Annotated in this window: 16 protein-coding genes; 3 read left to right on the top strand and 13 right to left on the bottom strand. The window is 59.1% G+C overall.

The features are described from left to right. Positions 1 to 13: 13 nt before the first annotated feature. Genes AB3226_RS27900 through AB3226_RS27920 form a run of 5 tightly spaced genes read right to left on the bottom strand, consistent with a single transcriptional unit; the run spans position 14 to position 4,654 of the window. Positions 14 to 985 (bottom strand): ABC transporter ATP-binding protein, encoded by a 972-nt coding sequence (locus AB3226_RS27900; RefSeq protein WP_367375397.1) that lies wholly within the window; start codon positions 983 to 985, stop codon positions 14 to 16. After that, positions 982 to 1,968, bottom strand: coding sequence for an ABC transporter ATP-binding protein (locus AB3226_RS27905; RefSeq protein ID WP_367375398.1), 987 nt, complete (start codon positions 1,966 to 1,968; stop codon positions 982 to 984). Before AB3226_RS27905 ends, AB3226_RS27900 begins: the two co-directional genes overlap by 4 nt. Next, positions 1,965 to 2,819 carry an ABC transporter permease gene (locus AB3226_RS27910; RefSeq protein WP_367375399.1) on the bottom strand — a complete coding sequence of 285 codons (855 nt, stop codon included), beginning with the start codon at positions 2,817 to 2,819 and terminating at the stop codon, positions 1,965 to 1,967. Before AB3226_RS27910 ends, AB3226_RS27905 begins: the two co-directional genes overlap by 4 nt. Continuing rightward, positions 2,816 to 3,763, bottom strand: coding sequence for an ABC transporter permease (locus AB3226_RS27915; RefSeq protein WP_367375400.1), 948 nt, complete (start codon positions 3,761 to 3,763; stop codon positions 2,816 to 2,818). The genes AB3226_RS27910 and AB3226_RS27915 overlap by 4 nt, the downstream gene beginning before the upstream one ends. 3 nt (positions 3,764 to 3,766) lie before the next feature. Continuing rightward, positions 3,767 to 4,654 carry a proline iminopeptidase-family hydrolase gene (locus tag AB3226_RS27920; protein ID WP_367375401.1) on the bottom strand — a complete coding sequence of 296 codons (888 nt, stop codon included), beginning with the start codon at positions 4,652 to 4,654 and terminating at the stop codon, positions 3,767 to 3,769. A 180-nt stretch (positions 4,655 to 4,834) separates the two neighbouring features. On the opposite strand from AB3226_RS27920, the gene AB3226_RS27925 reads away from it, so the two are divergent. Then, positions 4,835 to 5,593, top strand: a complete 759-nt coding sequence (locus tag AB3226_RS27925; protein WP_367375402.1) for a LuxR family transcriptional regulator — start codon at positions 4,835 to 4,837, stop codon at positions 5,591 to 5,593. A 93-nt stretch (positions 5,594 to 5,686) separates the two neighbouring features. Then, a complete protein-coding gene (locus AB3226_RS27930; protein WP_367375403.1) occupies positions 5,687 to 6,631 on the top strand; it encodes a proline iminopeptidase-family hydrolase in 945 nt (314 codons plus the stop codon). A 172-nt stretch (positions 6,632 to 6,803) separates the two neighbouring features. On the opposite strand, the gene AB3226_RS27935 is transcribed toward AB3226_RS27930, so the two are convergent. The 3 genes from AB3226_RS27935 to galE form a co-directional block, all read right to left on the bottom strand. Further along, entirely contained in the window at positions 6,804 to 7,097 is a 294-nt protein-coding gene (locus AB3226_RS27935) for a hypothetical protein (protein WP_367375404.1), read from the bottom strand. 237 nt (positions 7,098 to 7,334) lie between these two features. After that, positions 7,335 to 8,807, bottom strand: coding sequence for a family 16 glycosylhydrolase (locus AB3226_RS27940; RefSeq protein ID WP_367375405.1), 1,473 nt, complete (start codon positions 8,805 to 8,807; stop codon positions 7,335 to 7,337). Positions 8,808 to 8,818: 11 nt separating this feature from the next. Beyond that, positions 8,819 to 9,883 (bottom strand): UDP-glucose 4-epimerase GalE, encoded by a 1,065-nt coding sequence (gene galE, locus AB3226_RS27945; protein WP_367375406.1) that lies wholly within the window; start codon positions 9,881 to 9,883, stop codon positions 8,819 to 8,821. 890 nt (positions 9,884 to 10,773) lie between these two features. On the opposite strand from galE, the gene AB3226_RS27950 reads away from it, so the two are divergent. Beyond that, the gene (locus AB3226_RS27950) at positions 10,774 to 10,935 is read left to right on the top strand and encodes a hypothetical protein (RefSeq protein WP_367375407.1); all 162 of its coding nucleotides are present in this window, start codon (positions 10,774 to 10,776) and stop codon (positions 10,933 to 10,935) included. Here the strand turns inward: AB3226_RS27950 and AB3226_RS27955 are convergent. The 5 genes from AB3226_RS27955 to AB3226_RS27975 are packed head-to-tail and all read right to left on the bottom strand — an operon-like array spanning position 10,922 to position 16,820. Then, the gene (locus AB3226_RS27955) at positions 10,922 to 12,340 is read right to left on the bottom strand and encodes an oligosaccharide flippase family protein (RefSeq protein WP_367375408.1); all 1,419 of its coding nucleotides are present in this window, start codon (positions 12,338 to 12,340) and stop codon (positions 10,922 to 10,924) included. The two genes, AB3226_RS27950 and AB3226_RS27955, sit on opposite strands and share 14 nt — an antisense overlap. A gap of 13 nt (positions 12,341 to 12,353) precedes the next feature. Next, the gene (locus AB3226_RS27960; protein ID WP_367375409.1) at positions 12,354 to 13,307 is read right to left on the bottom strand and encodes a glycosyltransferase family 2 protein; all 954 of its coding nucleotides are present in this window, start codon (positions 13,305 to 13,307) and stop codon (positions 12,354 to 12,356) included. Positions 13,308 to 13,324: 17 nt separating this feature from the next. Then, positions 13,325 to 14,638, bottom strand: a complete 1,314-nt coding sequence (locus tag AB3226_RS27965; protein ID WP_367375410.1) for an O-antigen ligase family protein — start codon at positions 14,636 to 14,638, stop codon at positions 13,325 to 13,327. Then, a complete protein-coding gene (locus AB3226_RS27970; RefSeq protein WP_367375411.1) occupies positions 14,635 to 15,744 on the bottom strand; it encodes a glycosyltransferase in 1,110 nt (369 codons plus the stop codon). The genes AB3226_RS27965 and AB3226_RS27970 overlap by 4 nt, the downstream gene beginning before the upstream one ends. Then, a complete protein-coding gene (locus tag AB3226_RS27975) occupies positions 15,741 to 16,820 on the bottom strand; it encodes a glycosyltransferase (RefSeq protein WP_367375412.1) in 1,080 nt (359 codons plus the stop codon). Before AB3226_RS27975 ends, AB3226_RS27970 begins: the two co-directional genes overlap by 4 nt. Positions 16,821 to 16,841: the final 21 nt, after the last annotated feature.

Consider the following 16,841-nt stretch of genomic DNA (forward strand, 5'->3'; position numbering starts at 1 on the left):
AGTACGTGGTTTTTTAAAACAGAGGCTCCTCGAGCACGCAGTCGTAACGGCGAGCGTCGAGTTGACGGGTAGGGGGCGCCACTTGGCTACAAGTGGGACGAACGTAGCGACAGCGCGGGTGAAAAGCGCAGCCGGATGGAAGCTGCAAAGGACTGGGCGGTTCACCGGGCAAAGGGTCGACGGGTAGCGCCCGGGCCGGGTCGATTTGCGGAATCGACTGGATCAGTGCGGCGGTATAAGGATGTCGCGGGGAGCGAAATACTTCCTCCACGGGGCCTTCTTCGACGATCTTGCCCAGGTACATCACCGCCACCCGATCACAGAGCCGGCGAACGATCGCCAGATCATGGGCGATGAACACGATCGCCAGGTTCATGCGCTGGCGCAGCTCCAGCAGCAGATTGATGATCTGCCCCTGGATGGACACGTCCAGCGCGGCCACGCATTCATCGGCGACGATCAGGCGCGGCTCCACGGCCAGCGCACGGGCGATCCCGACACGCTGGCATTGGCCGCCACTCAAGGCGTGCGGTTTGCGGGCGGCTAACTCGGGGCGCAGACCGACCAAAGTCAGCAGTTCATCGACTCGGGCGGCAATCAGCGGTTCCGGCACTTTGCGTTGTATCCGGAGCACTTCCGCCAGGGTCTGGCCGATGCTAAGGCGTGGGTTGAGAGCGGCGTAAGGGTCTTGAAAAACCATCGCCGTTTCATGACGCAGCCGCTCGATGTCAATCTTCCCTGCGTGGGCCATGTCGACGCCGTCGAACAGCACCTGTCCGGCGTAAATCTCGTTAAGGTGCAGGATCGCCCGTCCCAGGCTGCTTTTGCCACTGCCCGACTCGCCGACCAGCCCCAGTGTTTCTCCGGCCGAGAGGGTCAGCGAAACGCCGTTGACCGCGGTCAGCCATTGCCGGTTCATGCCCAGCAGACCCGTGCCTGGAGCGGCGAAGCGCACCTGCAGATCCTTGACCTCGAGCAGGGTCATGCGCGGTCTCCGACGGCCAAGGGGAAATGGCAAGCGATGCGGTGCCCATGGCTGACGGGCTGCAAACTCGGCATCAGTGATGTGCATGGGCTGCCGGTTTGCTGGCAGCGCGGATTGAAGCGACACCCCTGGGGCAGGGCATCGAGCAGGGGCGGTTGCCCGGCGATGGTTTTGAGCAAGGCGTGACCGTGACTGGTGGCTGGCTGGCAGTCGATCAACCCAGCGGTGTAAGGGTGGCGTGGATGGGCCAGCACCTGGTGTTTGTTGCCGTGCTCGCACAAGCGTCCGGCGTACATCACGGCAATCGAGTCGCAGGTCTGGGCAACGACGCCCAGATCATGGGTGATCATGATGATCGACAGGCCACGCTGGTCGCGCAGATCGAGCAGCAGGCGCAGGATCTGCGCTTGCACCGTGACGTCGAGGGCGGTGGTCGGTTCGTCGGCGATCAGCACGTTCGGGTTGCAACCCAGGGCCACGGCGATCATCGCTCGCTGGCGCATGCCGCCGGAAAATTCGTGAGGATAACTGTCAATCCGCCGCTGCGGATCGGGAATGCCCACTTGCCGCAGTACGTCGATGGCCTGGGCGCGGGCTTCACGCTTGCTGGCGCCTTGGTGCAGACGAATACCTTCGCCAATCTGCTCGCCGATGCGCATCAACGGGTCGAGATGGCTGCTGGGGTTCTGGAAAATCATTCCCAGCTGACGCCCACGCATGCGGCGCATGCCGGCCTCGTCCAGGTGCAACAGATTTTCTCCGGCCAACTGCACGGTGGTGCCTTCGACTCGCAGGTTCGGCGACGGCAGCAGCCGCATCAAACCGCGACAAGCCATGGTCTTGCCGGAGCCGCTTTCCCCCACCAGTCCGAGCACTTCACCCTCGGCCAGGTCAAAGGACAGGCGATCCACCAGGGTCACCTCGTGCTCACCCTTACGGGCGATGACGCTGAGATCTTCGACCTTCAGCACAGGCGCACTCATGAGCGTTCACCCAAGTGTTCGGCAACAGCGTCGGCCAGCAGGCTGAAGCCCATGGCCAGGGTGACGATCGCCAATCCCGGAAAGGTGCAGATCCACCAGGCGGAGGTAATGAAACTCTGGCCTTCGGCGACCATCGTGCCCCACTCGGCGGTCGGCGGTTGCACCCCGAGGCCGAGGTAACTGACTGCCGCGCCGTTGAGCAATACCAGCACCGCATCGGACATGGAAAACACAATCGAGCCGAACATCGCGTTCGGCAACAGGTGCCGAAACAGAATGCGCCCATGACCGAAGCCGAGGCTTTTGGCGGCCAAGGCAAAATCGCTTTCCTTGAGTATCAGGACCTGCGAGCGGATCAAGCGTGCATAGGACACCCAACCCACCAGTGCCATGGCGATATAGAAACTCATCAGGCCGGGGCCGAGGATTGCCATGATCGCCAGCATCAACACCAGGAACGGGAAAGCCAGGATGATATCGATCAGGCGCATGCAGAACGTGTCGAAACGCCCGCCGATGTAGCCGGACAAGGCGCCGACACAAGTGCCGATCAGAAACGGAAAAATCACCCCGATCACTGCCAACTGCAAGTCGATGCGGGCCGACCAGATCACTCGAGACAAGACGTCGCGGCCGAAATTGTCGGTGCCGAACGGGTGGGCCAGATGGGGCGCCAGCAGGCGAATATCAGTGTTCTGGGCGATTGGATCGAAGGGCGCGATCCAGGGTGCGAAGATCGCCAGCAGCAGCCAGCCGAGCAGGATTGCCAGGCCAAATCCCATGGCCAATCGAGGGTTGCGCAAACCCAGGCGCAGGTTCAGTCGGGGGGCAGTCGTTGCCTGACTGCTCATCGGATGTTCACGCGAGGATCGATGGCTACAGTCACCACATCGGCGAGAAAGTTGACCGCCACGGTGGCGCAGGCCAGCACCATTGCCACGCCCTGGACCACCATATAGTCCCGGGTAAAGATGCCTCGGACCAACAACTGGCCGATCCCGGGAATAGCGAACAGACTCTCGATGACCACGGTGCCGCTGATCAGCCAACCGATGTTCACCGCCAGCAAATTGACCGCGGGTACCAGCGAGTTGGGCAGCACATGGCGTCGAAACACCGCCTCTTCAGACAAGCCGCGAGCCCGGGCCGCCGTGACGTGGTCGGCTTGCAATTCCATCAGCATGCTCGCCCGCAGATTGCGTACCAACACCGCCGATAACGCCAGGGCAATGGTCAGGCAGGGCAGGACCATGTGGTGCAGTTTGTCCAGCCAGTTGCGGCCGTAGCCGGAAACCGGGAACCAGCCCAGTTGCACACTGAAAAGCAGGATCAACATGATCCCCAGCCAGAACGCCGGCATGCCGAGCCCGGCGGTGGTGAACAGGCGGATCAGGTTGTCGCCCCAGCCGCCCTTGTTACGGGCTGCAACGGTGGCGAGCGGCACCGCGATCAACATCGCCAGCAGCACGCTGCCAAGCACCAGAAACAGTGTGGGCTCGATGCGTGTGCTGATCAGCTTCAAGGCGTCGACCTTGTACAGCAATGACTGGCCGAGGTCGCCGTTGAACAGGTTTTTCAGAAAGTAGAAGTACTGCATCCGCAGCGGCTGATCGAGGCCGAATTGAGCGCGAATCCTGATCAGCCCCTCCGGCGTACTGCGCGAACCGAGCAGGGCGCGCGCCGGGTCGCCGGGAATCGAACGCACCAGCACAAATGTGATGAGGCTGATGCCGAACAGCACCGGCAGCAGTTGCAGGGGGCGTGACAGGAAGAAACGGTAACGCGACAGATTCATCGACTAACCTCGGTGCCGCTGGAGGAAATCCAGCAACACCGGAAAGTAGGCGTGAGGTTCTTCGTAGAAGGGCATATGGCTGCTGTTGGGGAACACATGCAGTGCCGCATCCTTGAGCGCCATTTTCATGCGCATTGCACAGGCCGGTGTGAGTTCGTCGTGCTGGCCGGTGGTAATCAATACCGGCATGCTGAAATCGGCCATTTCCTGCAGACGATTCCAGTTTTTCAGGTTGCCGACGTAGAGAAACTCATTCGGCCCCTGCATGGTTGTGTAGGGTCCCATGTTCCAGTCGCCCAGAGAGCGCGTGACCGGTGCCGGCCACTCGTCCAGGCGGCAGACGTGGCGATAGTTGAGGAGGGTGATCGCTGCTTGGTATTGCGGGTGATCGAGGGTGCCCATGGCTTCATGGCGTTGCATCATGGCCACGGTTTCACTGCCCAGCGCGCCACGCAGACGCTCCAGTTCCTGAGACAGGTGCGGGATATCGCCTACGGTGTTTTCCAGAATCAGGGTTTTAAGCGCGTGAGGGTGGTGAATGGCGTATTCGATCGCCAGCCAACCGCCCCAGGAGTGCCCCAGCAAGTGCACCCGGCCCAGGTCGAGAGCCTGACGGACGGTTTCCACCTCAGCGACATAACGGGTGATGTCCCACAGGGACGGGTCTTCGGGCCGGTCGGACGCGCCGGTGCCGAGTTGGTCGAAGGCGACAACGCGCAACCCCTTGTCCTTGAGCCAGCCATGGGCGTCACGCAGATAATCGCAGGGAAGGCCCGGGCCTCCATTGAGGCACAGCAGGACCTCATCGCCCTCGCCAAAGCTGTAAACCACCAGATTGTGGCCGTCGACTTCGACGTTATATTGCTGATCCGGTTCGATTTCACGCCACATCGCACGCTCCCTTTATGATGCTGGCCGGTTCGGATGCTGACCAAATGCTCAACCTTACCGAGTAAGTCCTGCGCCCAAAAGCTAGCATTTGTTATAGGTTTTGGTCTGGCAGTCCCTCGCCGAGGCGTGGCATTCTACGTGCTGAATTTCAGGATTGAAATTAATTAGGGAGCGCAATGGATGCAGACCAAGCTGTCGGACCTCAATCCCCGTCTGTTATCGGGCAAGAGCCTGGATGAGCAGATGGACAACGCCATGCTATTGGCCGAGGAACTGGGCTTTGATGCCTTGGTGTACGACTACAGCCCGGTGCCGCTGGACCATGAGGGCAAGTTGATCACGCCCTCGGTGCTCAAACTGCGCAACACTCCAGCCGATTGGCATACGCGTTGGTGTGCAGAGGGTTACTACCAGATCGACCCGGTTCAGCAGGTAGCACTCAATTGTGTTTCACCCTTTGTCTGGTCTTATAAGCCCGGGACCGACACCCTGTTGGAGCCGGTCATCAGTCAATGCCATGCGCCTGTGGTGAATTATCTGGAAGACGCGCAGATGACCTGTGGTGTGTCGGTCCCGATTCATCTGCCCAGAGGTGGCTTTGCCTCCTTGACCGGGCTGCGTACCGGCAACAGCAGTGTCCTGTGCGATGCCCGGCGGACCCTGGCGGATTTCAGCCTGATTTCCCATGCCTTGCAGGAAGCGGCCTATCCGTTGCTTGGCAAAGAGGCTCACACGCCTCCCATTCACCTGACCAAACGTGAACGCGAGTGCCTTAAATGGGCGGCTGAGGGACTGACTGCCGCCGAGATTGCCAGCCAACTGAATCGTTCGTTGGCCACCATCAGCCTCCATCTGACCTCGGCCATGCATAAACTCGGGGCCAAGAATCGGGTCCAGGCCGTGGTTCGGGCCACCCACTACCGACTGCTCGATAACTGAAACAGGGCAAAAACCTATCTATTTCTCTAGTTATCTTGAAGGTCGGATCCCGCTATTGTGTGCCGTACGGTTTTTCAGGGGCGGCACGAAGAAATGGAATCTATCGGAACACGCGAAGGCTTCGCACCTTTTGGTCCTTATCAGACCTGGTACCGCGTCACGGGTCAATTCAACGGTAAAAACACGCCGCTGGTGATTCTTCATGGCGGTCCGGGCTGCACGCATGATTACGTCGACGCTTTCAAGGACATCGCCGCGAGCGGCTATCCGGTGGTTCATTACGATCAACTGGGTAACGGTCGCTCGACCCACTTACCAGAAAAAGACGCCTCGTTCTGGAACGTAGCGCTGTTTCTCGATGAACTCGACAACCTGCTGGATCATCTGGAGATCAGCGACAACTACGCGCTGCTGGGGCAATCCTGGGGCGGTATGCTCGCCAGTGAGCACGCCGTACGGCAACCTGCGGGGCTACGGGCCTTGATTGCCGCCAATTCTCCTGCGGATATGCGCGTCTGGGTTGAGGAAGCCAACCGTTTACGTCAATTATTGCCCGCCGGCGTACATGAAACATTGCTGGAACACGAGCGGACAGGGGATTTTAAAGCGGTCGCCTATCAGGACGCTTCGCGGGTTTTTTACGACAACCATGTGTGTCGCGTCCTTCCCTTGCCAGACGAAGTCGCACGTACATTTGCCCAGGTCGATGCCGATCCAACCGTTTATCACGCCATGAGCGGGCCGACGGAGTTTCATGTGATAGGCAGCCTGAAAGACTGGACCATTGTCGACCGCTTGCGGCATATCGACGTGCCGACGCTGGTGATCTCGGGTCGCTACGATGAAGCAACACCGACGGTGGTCAAACCCTATCTGGAGCAGATTCCGAATGCTCGTTGGGCGCTGTTCGAGAACTCCAGCCATATGCCTCATGTCGAGGAGCGGGTCGCCTGTATGGGGACAGTGGTGAGTTTTCTGGATGAGTGCTTGCACGGGGCGATGGTTGGCGATCGCAAGCTTGAAGCGCTGACGCCCTGATCCGTGTCTTTCCTGTCCCGGGGCATGAAGAATCCGCTGCCACGCTAGACAAAGGCTCGAAAAAAGGACCTCTGAAAAGAGGTCCTTTTTTTGGGGCCAAAGAAAAGTCTTACTTTGCCCGCCACAGCCTTTTGAAAACCTTCTAATGCAATCCTGAGGTCAAATTTCGTCATCAATCCTCAGCCGAAACCTGCGGCTGATGTGTTGAGTGCTTGGCTGATAAGAGATGCACAGGGTACTCAGCCATGATTAATCGCAAGTGCTCGATGGCTTCCAGGTATTTAAGATCGGCCTGTCGTCTTTTCTTCTGGTACTGCGTGAACATATCGACGTCCATATCGGGGCGATCGAGAAGATCAAGGGCGGCGTGGCTCAAATGATAGGCTTCGCTGAACAGTTGTTTGTTACGTTCAAGCGCCAGATTCAGGCAGGCTATCGCTTGATCGGAAGTCATCGTACCGTTCATTGCTGCGACCTCTTTATGGGCGTTCTCGGGCTTGGGGCAAAGTGATATTGAATCTGTGGCGAGGGAGCTTGCTCCCGTTGGACTGCGAAGCAGTCCCCCTCTTTTTGAGGATAAGGGGGGCCGCTTCGCGACCCAGCGGGAGCAAGCTCCCTCGCCACAGGTTATTCATCGTTTGTTCTATCTCTTAACTGGCCGGCATCAGGGCTTGGGGCCTTTAAAGAACCGATCGAATGCCAGCTATTTACCGCGACGCCATACCTTGAGGTAGTCCACGTTGAAGGTGGAGGGCAGGTCGGCGTCGTCGACAACGCCGAACCACTTCCACATGGCCTCGCTGTCAAAGACGATCTGCATCGGGAAAAACCAGTGGGTGTTCTTTGCCTCGCGTACCAGGACGCCGTCGACGTACCAGCGCAACGTGTCGGGCTGCCAGTCAAAACCGTAGACATGGAAGTCGCTGGCCAGCCGCCAAGGGCTGATCCAGTTGCTGCCATCGCTCAAATGCTCGGTGCTTTGCGGCGTGGCCCAAACGTGGGCGTTCATGTTGTACATGCGGTCGAAGGAGGCGTTTTTGGTTTTGCCACCGATTTCGAAGATGTCGATTTCCGTGGCATTGTCGGCAAGCCCTGTCCACGCTAGCCAGAAGGCGCTGGAACCTGCCGAGTCCATCGGTTTGGCGCGAGCTTCGTAGTAGCCGTAAAAACTGCGCTCGATCGTACGGACCATCGCCGAACTATAGCCTTCATAGCCGAGGCGTACGTATTTTTGCGGCAAGGTTTCCTTGCGGAAAACGATGTTCAGATGGCCATCGCTCAGGTAGGCATTGTCCGGCGTGAACAGCGCCGGCTTACGCCCGAGTGATTCAGTGCCCGTGGCATTGTTGACGTGCCAGCGACTGGTATTAAGGTTCGCGCTATCGAAGTCGTCGCAGAATCGTGAGTCCAGAATCCACTGGCCGACATTGCCTTGATCGGACAGCGGCAGTTGGGTGTTGATCTGTTTCGGTGTTGTGCCCAGGGGGCCGACGCGAGTCCAGGAGTTGGCAGCCTTGGGCATGGAGACAGACCACTTGCTCGCCAGGTACTGAAATACGCGCTGCCGTTCTTCGAGCGAGGCCAGGTGGCGGTCGTACACCAATACTTCGGCGATGTCGCCGTGCAGGTCTTCGGTGCTGCCCACCACGTTGCGCCCCACCGCGTAGGGGCCGATGGGTGCGTCATTGAGTTCCAGAAAGAACAGGGTCGGATCGTAGGCGGTGGTCTGTTGCACGCTGATCGCAAAATTCGGTGCCACGTTGTCGTTGTCGGCGATTTGCGGGCGCGAGCTGAACAGCCGTTGCCAGGTTTCTGCGCTGCTTTGTTCGCTCAGTCTGCGTGACACGACCAATACGGTAACGGGGCCTTTTTCAGCCCGAATCGCCTTGCCGAGGAACGCCGAAACACCACTGAAACGCACCACCGCATGGCCATTCATGGCGTTTTCCACGCGCAGCGGCAGCGAGGCGCTTGCTGCATCGTCTACGGCAGCGTCGTTGGCTTTGTCGGATTTGTCGTGCCAGCGCAGAAGACGGCCGTGGGCATCGAGGGTCATTTTCGAGGCGTCGGCAGCGTCGAGCCACAGCACCAGACCGTTGGCGAGCGGCTTGGGGGACGCGCCAGGCGCGTTGCAAACAACCGCTGCCAGGACAATCAGCAGGACATACCTGGACATGGGCCTTTTGCTCATACCCGTTGCTTTGACGCAGTCGATGCCGGTAAATCGGACCGGGAGTGGTAGCCATTGGGATTACACAGCTGCCATCGCCAAGTGTCGATGATCATCCGCACCAGGTCACGCTGTGCGTACCAGCCCAAATCATGCCCGGCCTTGGTGGGGTTGGCCCAGCATTCAGCGATATCGCCGGCGCGGCGCGGCGCGAATTGGAAGGGAATGCTGATGCCGGTAACGTCCTCGAAGGAGCGGATGATTTGCAGAACGCTGTAGCCAATACCGGTTCCCAGGTTCCAGGCGTGGATGCCGTTTTTGTTCTGCAACGCTTGCAGTGCTTTGATATGGCCATCGGCAAGGTCGACCACATGGACATAATCGCGCACGCACGTTCCGTCGACGGTGGGATAGTCGCTGCCGAACACCGTAAGTTCGGGCACTCGCCCCATCGCGACCTGGGTCAGGCAAGGCAGCAGGTTATTGGGCCGGCCATTGGGGTTTTCCCCGATCAGCCCGCTCTCGTGCGCGCCGATCGGGTTGAAGTAACGCAACACAGCAATGCTCCAGCGCGGATCCGACAGACACAGATCGGTGAGCAATTCTTCGGTCAGGAGCTTGGTGCGACCGTACGGACTTACCGGTTTGCCGGTGCCCAAGTCTTCAATGATCGGTATCTGCCGGGGGGCGCCATACACGGTGGCCGATGAGCTGAACACCAGTTTGAAGACTTCGTAGCGGGCCATCGCATGGCAGAGATTGAGCGTGCCGACCACGTTGTTGGCGTAATAATCCAGTGGCTTTCGAACGCTTTCCTCGACGGATTTGAGGCCGGCAAAATGCACCACGGCGTCGATGTCGTAGCGGCTGAAAATATCGTCGAGCAGCTTTGTATTGCGAATATCGCCTTCAATGAAATCGACTCGTGTCTGGGTCAAACGCTCCAGGCGCGTGAGCGATTCGCGGCAGCTGTTACATAGATTATCGAGCACCAGTACCTGCTGGCCTGCGTTGATCAGGGCCAATGTGGTATGGGAACCGATGTATCCGGTCCCACCGGTAATCAGCGTGGTTTTTCCCATGATAGGGCGCTCCGGTCACAAGAAGACTGGACAAGATGGGGAGTGCGGTCGTGTGGTTCCTGCGGTTCCTTCGGTTCTTGCGGGATGCGGGAGAGGGTGTGCATATCCGTTTTTGCGGTCATGGCGGCTGGCGGTTTCGCTTTTACAGCGAGTCACTTTCGAAAAGCCTGCGCGGCTAACCCGGCATCCATGCCGGGTTGCCCACTGCGCAGAACCGGAACGAAGCCTCTCGAGGGGGCGGTGCCTCAAGATCAAGAGCTGCAGGCGAGCTAACGCTCGGCCTGTTGAGTGGTGAACAGCAGAGCGGATGTGCGTTGATTCTGGATGTGCTCTGATTTTTTTGTGTGCCTGACGGCGGCACATTCAACATCACAGTGACTGACCCACCGCTATCGCGGGCAAGCCCGCTCCCACAGGATTTGTGTCGTACATAGATTTTGTATATGTCCACTCCTCCTGTGGGAGCTGGCTTGCCTGCGATGGCGACCTGTCAGCCGACCCACCTTCCCCGGATGTACCCGGTCCAACTGTGTGTACAAGCGGGCTTGCTCGCGAAGCTGTTGATCTTGCCGTTGCCGTTGCCGTTGCCGTTGCCGTTGCCGTTGCCGTTGCCGTTGCTTTGGCTTTTGATCTTGATCTGCCGCCCCTTTCCCAAAGGCCGAACGCAGGCGTTGCGCAGGGGGCACGGCGGCAAGGATGCCGCGGTAGCCGCCCCCGGCCATGGATGGCCGATGGCGGCGGGCCCCCGGAGCAATGCCGGAGAGAGGGCATGCCGAGCCTAGGCGAGGCACCGAATGGAGGGGCAAAGCCTTTTGGTTCCTTTTCGGCGTTTGGAAAAGGGACTCGCTGTAAAAGCGAAACCGCGAGCGGCAGTTACCGCAGAAACGGATATGTACACGATCAAAGACCCCCATCAGGCCACCTTCCCGGGCAAGTCGGATCGCCACAAAGGGCAACAACCGCCAGCCAGCACGACCGCCGAAACGGACATGTACACCGACACCAAGCCTCGATGCCTCGATGCCTCGATCAAAGCATTCAACGAGCAGTGAACACCGATTTGAATTCTTGCGGCCATCGTGGGTGCAACGCGCTATAGGCCAGCGCATAAATGAGCGTGCCGATTCCGATGTTGGCGGCCAGATGCCAATAGCCCCGAAAATCCAGATACGGAGAAACAAACACCACGGCGGCGGCCATGATGAGCGAGGCGATCATGCTGCGATAATTGGATTCGATGAATGCTCGCCAGCCATAACCTATTGCCGTTTTCAGCCCGCGGACCTGCACGGGCGTGATGATCACAATCCGCGCCAGCAAGGCCAGGGCCGCAGCCATGCCTGCGTAGAGGTGACCCAGGCTGTAAACCAGCGCCAGCGCCAGCAGCGTGGTTGCCACTTCAGCCTTGACGGTCAGGTAGGTTCGATTGACCGCCACCAGGGCTGTCATGGCGTACATGGCGGTGTTGCCGATGGCCGCCGTGCAGGCCAGTACTTGCAGCAAGGGAATGGCGTCTGCCCATTTGGCGCCAAATATCAACAGGATGATGTCCTCGGCCGTTAACGCGATACCGACGAACAGTGGCGTGAGCAGGAACCCGCTGATGGCCGTCGAGTCGCTGATCACCTCGATCAACCGCGCAGTATCGCTTGCGCGCCGGGCGAACACCGGCAGCGCATAACTCAAGAGACCGTTATAGATCGCCGTGCGAGGCAGATCGATGATACGCATGGCCATATTGAACATGCCGACGGCATGGGCGCCGGCGGTGATGCCGAGTACCACATTGACGCCGCGCTGCAGGGTTTGCCAACTCATCACGTTGATGGCAACCGGTGCTCCGGCCCTCAACAATTCGCGCAGGAAGGGCCCGTCAATGTAGAAGGCAATCCGCCGGCGGTTTCCGAGCATCAATACGACGATGGAAACGAACTCCATGATCAGCGCTTGAGCGATCACGGCCCAAGCGCCAAATCCCCAGAACGCAATGGCGATTCCCCCCACGCCGCCGGCCACTTTGCCCAATAGCGTGCGCGAGGCCAGCATTTTGAAGTTGCTGGCACGGCGCATTTCCACGACATAGACCCGCGCCATCATGGTGAAGAGAATTTTCACCGAGGCGGCCGCCATCATCCATTGCAGCACCAAGGATTTCGTATACAGCATGGCCGCGATCGATATGACGACGATGGAGGCCAGGCTCATCAGCACCGCGAACCAGAAGGCCGTGCAAATATGTTTTTCTTCCAGACGCTCCAACCGTACCAGCGGATCTTCGAGCATTGACGAGTAGAGGATGCCGAACATCTCGACGATCACAATGATCACCGTGCCCACACCCAGCTCTGCCGGCGACATCAGCCTGGCATATACGACAAAGGTAATCATCGACAGGAGGATCAGGCCGAATTTCTCGGTGAAAATCCAGATCAATTTAACCAGTCGGTGATTGGCCATGGCGGATACCGGCTCAATGAGCGGTGGTTGACGCAGCTGCCTTGCGCAATGATCGGACGCACGCGTAGAGGAAGCGCAATGTCGGTTTGCCGTTCCTGAAGATCAGCGTTTGCCAGGAATACTCCAGCATTCGCCGATACACACCGATCACCTGGGCATGCTCGCCTCTGCGGGAAAACAGTTCGAGAAAGTCGCTGTGGCTGCCCAGCGCGAAATCGATCCGTTGCTGCTTGCTGAGCTGGGGGCCAAATTGGGCGAGGTACGCTTCGATGAATCTGATCTTGTACGGGTAGTACCTTGTCGGTTGCGCGGTCATGTTGTCGCTGTTGACCATGCGCTGCTGCAGCACCTCTGGCACCGTGTGGATCTCCCAGTGTTCGGCGATCCGGGTCCACATGAAGCGGTCTTCGGAGTAACGCAGGCTGGCATTGAAGCCGCCGAGTTGCTTGACCACGTCGCGTCTGACCATCACGGAGGACACGCCATTGACGACGTTGGCGCGGATGAGATCGTCGAAATGCCTGCCGTTTTTTTGCCGGTCTTCCAGTATTCGCCTGCCGTCGCTGTAATCGTTATGCACGTAGCAATCTACCAGCGCCACCGGCCGTCCCTGACGACTCAGTTCGTCAAACAGTGCCACTTGTTGCTCCAGCTTTCGCGGATAGAATCTGTCATCGGCATCGAGAAACGCCACAAAAGTCTCTTCAGAGTGCTGCATTCCGTGGTTGCGGGCGCTGGCCTGGCCTTCGTTGGCCTGGTGCAACAGCGTCAGGCGAAACGGCGCTACGAAGTCCTTGACCCGTTGGGGGCCCTCATCGGTGGAACCATCGTCGATGACGATGACGTGATCGGGCAGTCGCGTTTGCCCGGCCACGGACGCCAGTGTTTGCTCAATGCTGTCGGCGCCGTTGTACATCGGGATTATGACGCACACTGAATGGGATGAAGGGAGGGCTTGGTCTGGCACGGTTATTTCTCCTCTTGTTACGCCTTGGCCGAGTCGCGTGGTAATGCCTTGCCAGGCGGACGTTGACGCAGGGTTGCCGGTGACAAGTGGGGGTATGTCACGTGGTGATGCCGGAATGAGAGGGCCAGAATGCAGAACACTAGAAACTCTGCGCAGCGGTAATTGGGAACGACGTACGCCACATAGTTGGTGAGCATGAACGATCCGATGATGACCATTGCACTGGCGTGAAACCGTGCCGACTGATCCGCCACCACGGCCCGGTAGTGTTTGATCAGCGCCTCGATCAGCATGAAGATCAGCGCTGTCAGTTGAATGACACCGCCGTTAAGCAAGGTCTCCATGTAGCCGCTGTGGGCATTGCCGATGTAACCCCAGCGGTTGATGAATGTCTCGGCGCCCGGGCTGGACCAGAAGGCGCCGAAGCCGTAACCCTTGAGGAATTCGGCGTCGATCAGCGGTGTCAACAAGTCCCAGATCAGCGTGCGGTCGGTGAGTGACGCGTCACGCCCCATCAGCTCCAGCAGCAATGTGTAATTGCCGTATAGAAACAGGCAAATCAGCAGGTAGATGATTGTCGTACCGAGGAAGGCTGTCAGTGAGCGGTTGATGTGCAAGCGGATCAGTGTGAGGAAGTACCAATAGCTCACTGCGCCAGCAACTATCAGCGCTAGTGCCGTGGCGGATTGGGCCAGCACAATCGCGATCAGCGAGAACAATGAGCAGATGATGGCCCAGGGATTGCGCTGACGGATCATCGGCAGCAGCAACAGAATGGCGATGGCGTTGAGCCGGGCGCCGGCATTTTTTTCCGGGAAGATCCCCTTGAACGCACCGTCGCGAATACCGCCGTCAATGAAGGCGATGTCCGGCCTTACCAGCGCGAATATCAAACCGAAAAAAGCTGCAGCACCGATGGTGCAGCCGAGCATGAAGGCGATTTTCTCGAGGCTGTAGTTGTAGGCGATGAAACCTGCAAAGAACACCACGCTGATCAATGCCACAAAACGTTTGAAACTTAGCATCGGGTCGTAGGACCAACTGATCGATGCCGCCAGGCCGAGCATGAATATCAGCAGGAAGGCGTTGTTCCTGTAAAAGCTTTTGCTGATGAAGACCTTGTTGCGGATGAAGAAGAACAGCGGAACCAGCAAGGTGATCAGGCCGCAGATCTGGTTGACCACGTTGCCTTCGAGGTCTTTTTCGGCGGCATCCAGACTCGACGCATCAGCCAACCCGAAAAAAAATCCGATGACCTGGATGTAAAACAGCACGCCGAACAACGTGAAGGCGTCGCGCAACGTGGTGTACCTGACTTCCAGTTTGTTCATGACGACTGTCCTGCCAATGCGTCGAGATAGGTTTTTGCTGCGCGGGCACTGATAAAACGGCCCGCGGCATCGATGCGCGCCTGGCGGTTTGCATCGTGCGGTAAAGCCAGTTGACGGGTGATCGCTTGGGCCAGTGCGTCGGGGTCGTCGACGGGCACCAGCGGGGCGATTGCGCCATTGTCGAGAATTTCTTGCGGGCCATGGGGGCAATGAGTCGATACCACCGGAGTGCCCGTGGACATGGCTTCGACCAGCGCGTTGGGACTGCCCTCGAAGCGCGACGACAGCACAAAACAATCGGCCGCTGCCACTTGCGCCATTGGATCGCGGGTATAGCCCGGCAGATCGAATCGGTCGCCCACGTCCAGGGCGATGGCTTGTTCGAACAATTCGGTTCTGAGCGCGCCTTCGCCGAAAATGATCAATCGGGTACTGCGATCGGGTAATCGGGCGAAGGCATCGAGCAATACGTCAAAGCCTTTTTGCCGTGCCAGGCGACCCACGGCGACAATCACCGGGGTGGACTTTTCCAGCAGCCAGCGATGGCTCGGACGTCCCGGCGCCTTGTCGCGAAAATCGTTGTCGAGCACCGGGTTGTCGGCAATGGTGACATCCTGCGGGCGGGTGATGGTGGTATCGACCAGATCCTGGGCGACGCCGCGCGAGACGCAGATCACCGGATTGGGAATGAGCCGGTACAGCAGCGGTGCCAGCAGATACGCGATGCGCACCGTCAACGCGGGGTTGACGTGTCTGTCATGGGAAAACGCATTGCGCTCACTGACATGCAGGCGCGCCAGCGTGCCTGACAGCGCGGCTGCGGCGATGGCCACGACGTTGACATGGGTGAGGGCGGCCAGTTGTGCGTCAAAGTGATTGTGGCGAAGAAAGCGTGCCAGCGCCGGCACTGCCCTGGAGCTGCGCGGGCGGCGCAATTCCACCTGTTTGACCCGAGGGTCGATGTGCGCCGAGTTAACACCTGCGCCGCTAAGCATCAACAAGGTCACGTCATTGCCGGCGTCAGTCAGCGCACTGGCGAGGCGCACCATCATTTTTTCGGCGCCACCACCGCCCAGGTCCTGCAGAATAATCAGCAGCCTTTTCATTGATTCCATACCTGGTAGTACGCCTGCGCGGCGGATTGACTGGTGTATTGACGGACGGCGTCAGCGGCAATCTGGCCGCTTGGCGCAGCAGGGTCTTGCGCGGTCATACTGCGTAGCATCCCTTCGGCCAGCGCCGCTACATCATTGACCTTGACCAGCGCGCCGAGGCGGCCGTTATCAAGCAGTTCCCTGGGGCCGGTTTCGCAATCGCAGGCCAGTACGGGGGTGCCCAGCGCCAAAGCCTCGACCAGCACCGTCGGCAAACCCTCATGGAACGAACTCAGGATCAGCAGTCGTGCCTGCCTGATCAATGGGTAGGGATTGCTCAGGAAACCGGTGAAATGCACACGGTCCTCGATGCCCAGGCGGCTGGCTTGTGCAGTCAGCGCGGCGAGTTGCGGGCCATCGCCGATGATCACCAGATCCGGCAGCGCGGCGCTGCGCAAGGCCATGGCGTAGGCGTCGAGCAGCAGGTGGAAACCTTTCGGCTCCACCAATCGGCCCACCGCTAACCAGAACTCGGCCGGTAAACCGTTGAGTATGGGCGTCTGTGCGGCGCTGAGCAGTTGTTCGGTGACCACCGCGTTGGGGCAATAACGGATGCGCTCACGACCCCAGGGCACCAGCTCGGCGAGGGATTGGCGCAGGCCGTGGGAAACCGTCACTACCCGGCCGTGGCCACAGAGGTACAACGCATAGAGCAGACGCAGGGTGGCGGGACTGATTTTTTGTTCGCTGCAATCCAGTGCCGCGTGACGGCTGTAGATGACCTTGCATGGGCTACCCAAGGTGGCAAACCAGGTGCAGAGGTTGGCTCGTTCCTTGGCTGCGATGAGGTGGGTCACCCGTTCACGACGAATAATCCGCCGCAGCAATACGATGGACTTGAACAGGCCGACGATTCCATTACCGCCGCCATTGAGCGTGGCAGCTCCTTCATCGTCCGGCGTGTCGCCGTTCATGACGAAGTAACTGACACGCTGGCCATCCTTGAGAAACTGTCTGGCCAGACGTTGCTGGACACGCTCGAGGCCACCATCGGGCTTGAAGTCCTTGAGAATGAACAGGATATGCATGGTCGTTGCTCGTGCTCTTTG

Origin of the sequence: Pseudomonas lini (genome assembly GCF_964063345.1) — a bacterium.
GTDB classification, from domain to species: domain Bacteria; phylum Pseudomonadota; class Gammaproteobacteria; order Pseudomonadales; family Pseudomonadaceae; genus Aquipseudomonas; species Aquipseudomonas lini_B.